Source organism: Streptomyces sp. KR55, assembly GCF_052245645.1.
Lineage (GTDB): Bacteria > Actinomycetota > Actinomycetes > Streptomycetales > Streptomycetaceae > Streptomyces > Streptomyces flavusporus.
This window is the reverse complement of record NZ_JBQQCE010000734.1, coordinates 1-3,197: the sequence shown is the minus strand read 5'-3', so window position 1 is coordinate 3,197 and position 3,197 is coordinate 1. Positions and strand designations below refer to the sequence as shown.

Here is a 3,197-nt window from a genome sequence, read left to right as displayed (position 1 = left end):
GACGGGAACGGGTACTCCATGATCGACAGCGGGTCCCAGACGGAGCCGTTGACCTCGTCCGGGTCGAGCTTGCGCAGGATGTTGAAGAACGTCCGGTCCCGGCTCCAGAAGTTCGGCGGTCCCGCCAGCTCGGCGTACACGGCCTCGTCGTCCCAGTGGATGCCCGCGAACGGGCTCTGGTGCTCGTGCAGCATGCCGAGCGCATGCCCGATCTCGTGCAGGGCCGTCCCACGCTCCCCGGGCGCGGTCAGGTCCCAGCCGAAGTTCATGGTCCGTTCGTTGACGCCGACCCGCAGCGCGTCCCTGCCCACCGTCGACCAGGAGCCGTCGCCGAGCTGGAACCCGATGCGCAGCTCCGCTTCGGACCGGTCGTCGACCTCGGTGAAGGTGAGGCCGATGCCCAGGTCCTGCCACTCCCGGAAGCACTCGCGCACGACATCCTGCTGGTCCTTGGCGCCGGCCCACGACACCCGCCGGGTCTCCGCGGTCCCCGGAACGGGGATGACGGAGCCGTCGGTGTCGCCGTCGAAGAAGTAGTAGTGCAGCACCGTGCCGTTGACCCACATCCGCCGACCGCCGCGCAGCGCACTGAGCCGCTCGGCGGTCAGCCCCGGTGCGAAGACCGGGGCCGACGCCTGCGCGAGTGAGCAGTAGCGTCCGGCCATGCGCACAGACTGCCGTCGCCCGGGCCGGGGCGCCTGAGTCGGGGGCTACTCAAGTCGCCCTGTATCAGGTGTGAGTAGCGCTGCTCTTATGGATGTGATGACTTACGAACAGGACGCGAAGACCCTGGAGCTGCCCTGGCCGTTCGCCGGGCGGGAGGACGAACTCGAACTGATCCGCCGGTCGTTGACCGTCGGCCGGCATGGCATCGTCGTGACCGGTCCCGCGGGCTGCGGAAAGACCCGGCTCGTCACGGAGGCCGTCCGCGGCACCGCCTGTGCAAGGGCAGACGACACCCCCGAGACCCGGGAGGTTCCCTTCGCCGCGTTCGCCCACCTGCTGCCCGAGGCGGTCGGCCTGCACCGGGCGGTGCACCTGCTGTCCGGCGTACGGCTGTTGCTGGTGGACGACGCACACCTGCTCGACGACGCCTCCGCGGCCCTGGTCCACCAGCTCGCCGTCCACGGCCGCACCCGCCTGCTGGTCGTCGCCACCGACGGCGCCCGCGTCCCCGGCGCCGTGTCCCGGCTGTGGACCGGCGAACTGCTGCCCCGCCTCGCCCTGGAGCCGCTGCCCGCCACGGAGACCGCCCAGCTGCTGACCGCGGGCGCCGGCGGCCCCCTGGAACCGCTCACCGCGAACCGACTGCACCGCCTGTGCCGGGGGGACCTGCGACTGCTGCGCGACCTGCTGGGCGCGGTACGCGACGGCGGACTGCTCACCCGGGTCCCGGACTCCGACGAGCGGGCCTGGCGGGGCCCGGTGCGGGTCACCGCGACCGTACGCGACCGCACCGCCCCGGCCCTCGACCGCACCGACCCCGACGAGCGTGAGGCCCTCGACCGCCTCGCCTTCGCCGAACCCCTGCCGCTGCACCTGGACGACCTTGACCTCCGCCCCCTCGAACGCCTCGAGGCCGACGGCCTGATCCGCATCGACGACCACGGCGCCGTCCACCTCGCCCACCCCCTGTACGGCCCCGCGCTGCGGGCCACGGCCGGCACGCTGCGCGCCCGGCGGCTCGCGGGCACCCCGGACCGGTGCGGCCCCGCACTGGACGCGGAGCGGGCGGCGCTGGCACGGCGCATCGAGCAGGCCGACGTGACCCCGCTGCCCACACCCGTGGGGGAGTGGTTCGCGGCGGAGGGCGCGCCGGTGCCGCCCGGATACGCCGCAGTACGGGCGCGTTTCGCGCGGCTGCGCGGAGAGCTGCGGGAGGCCGGGGCGTGGGCGCGCGAGGGCCTGCGCGGTGCGCCCGACGATGCGCCCTGTCGCACCGAGCTCGCCCTTGCCGCAGCCCAGTCGGGAGAGGTGACGTCCGCTCAGGAGACGTCGGCCGGCTCCGCGGCGGCGGTCTGGCTGGCGGCGGCGCGTGGTGCCGTCGACGGGGCACTGGCCACGCTCGGCGAGGAGGACGCGTACGACGCCGTACGCCTCGGTGCGCCCGAGCACGCCACCGGCCGCCTGCGCGGCGTCTTCGCCGACCACGCCGATGCGCTCACCCGCGGCGACGGGCCCGCCCTGGACCGGGCCGCCGCACGGCTGGAGGAGCGCGGCTTCCTGCTCTTCGCCGCCGAGGCGCACGCCCAGGCGGTACGGGCGCACCGCGACCCGCGTGCCGCCCGCACCTCGCGCACCCGCGCCGTCGCTCTCGCCCGCCGCTGCCAGGGCGCCCGCACACCCGCCCTGTCCGGCCTCGTCCTCGGTGAACTCACCGCCCGCCAACGGCAGATCGTCACCCTCGCGGCCGCCGGCCTCAGCAACCGGCAGATCGCCGAACAGCTCACCCTCTCGATCCGCACCGTCGGCAACCACCTCTACAGCGCCTACGCCCGCCTCGGCGCCAGCGACCGCGGAGCCCTGCCCTGGCTCGTGGAACTGCCCGACGCGCAGCCGGCGTGAACCGGGATCACGCCGCCCCGAACGCCGTGAACGCCCACCCCGTGGCCCGGTGCACCGCATCACCCGGCAGCGCCGCCCGGGCGTCGCGCAGCGCCTCGGCCAGCGACAGACCGGCGCTCAGGCCCTTGTGCAGCGCGAGCATCAGCGGGACGACCGCGGCGTCGTTGACGGGTGCGCTGCTCGCCACCACCCCGGCCGTGCCCAGCGGCAGCAGCGCGGTGACCAGGCCGAGCAGCTCGTCCGCGCCGACCGAGGCGAGCCGGGCGGTGTCGCAGCTGGACAGGATGATGCGGTACGGGCTGCGGTCCAGGCGTTCGAAGTCGTGCACGATCAGCGGACCGTCGGCCATCCGCAGCGCCGAGAACAGCGGGCTGTCCGCGCGGAAGGTGCCGTGCGCGGCGATGTGCGCCAGCGCGGCGCCGTCGAGTTCCGCCAGGACGCGCGGCACCCGCGCCTCGTCGTGTTCCAGGACGGTCGGCCGGCCGTACCGGTCGGCCACGTCGGGCACCTCCGCGCCGCCGGTCGCCAGGCCCGGCCCGCGCACCAGGACGTGCCGGCCGCCCGGCGGCGGCTCGGTCTCCCGGGCCCGCAGCCAGCTGCTCGCCGACGGAGACACACTGAGCACCCGGTCC

At 75.1% G+C, this 3,197-nt stretch carries 3 protein-coding genes; 1 reads left to right on the top strand and 2 read right to left on the bottom strand.

Annotated elements, in window-relative coordinates; genetic code table 11:
- Window positions 1–665 (bottom strand): M12 family metallopeptidase (locus ACTWQJ_RS49185; protein WP_443312856.1); only part of this gene is annotated, 665 nt, incomplete at its 3' end.
- Window positions 666–762: 97 nt separating this feature from the next.
- On the opposite strand from ACTWQJ_RS49185, the gene ACTWQJ_RS49180 reads away from it, so the two are divergent.
- Window positions 763–2,565, top strand: a complete 1,803-nt coding sequence (locus tag ACTWQJ_RS49180; protein ID WP_443312855.1) for a LuxR family transcriptional regulator AbsR2 — start codon at window positions 763–765, stop codon at window positions 2,563–2,565.
- 7 nt (window positions 2,566–2,572) lie between these two features.
- Here the strand turns inward: ACTWQJ_RS49180 and ACTWQJ_RS49175 are convergent.
- A partial coding sequence (locus ACTWQJ_RS49175; RefSeq protein WP_443312854.1) for a CHAT domain-containing protein occupies window positions 2,573–3,197 on the bottom strand: 625 nt, incomplete at its 5' end.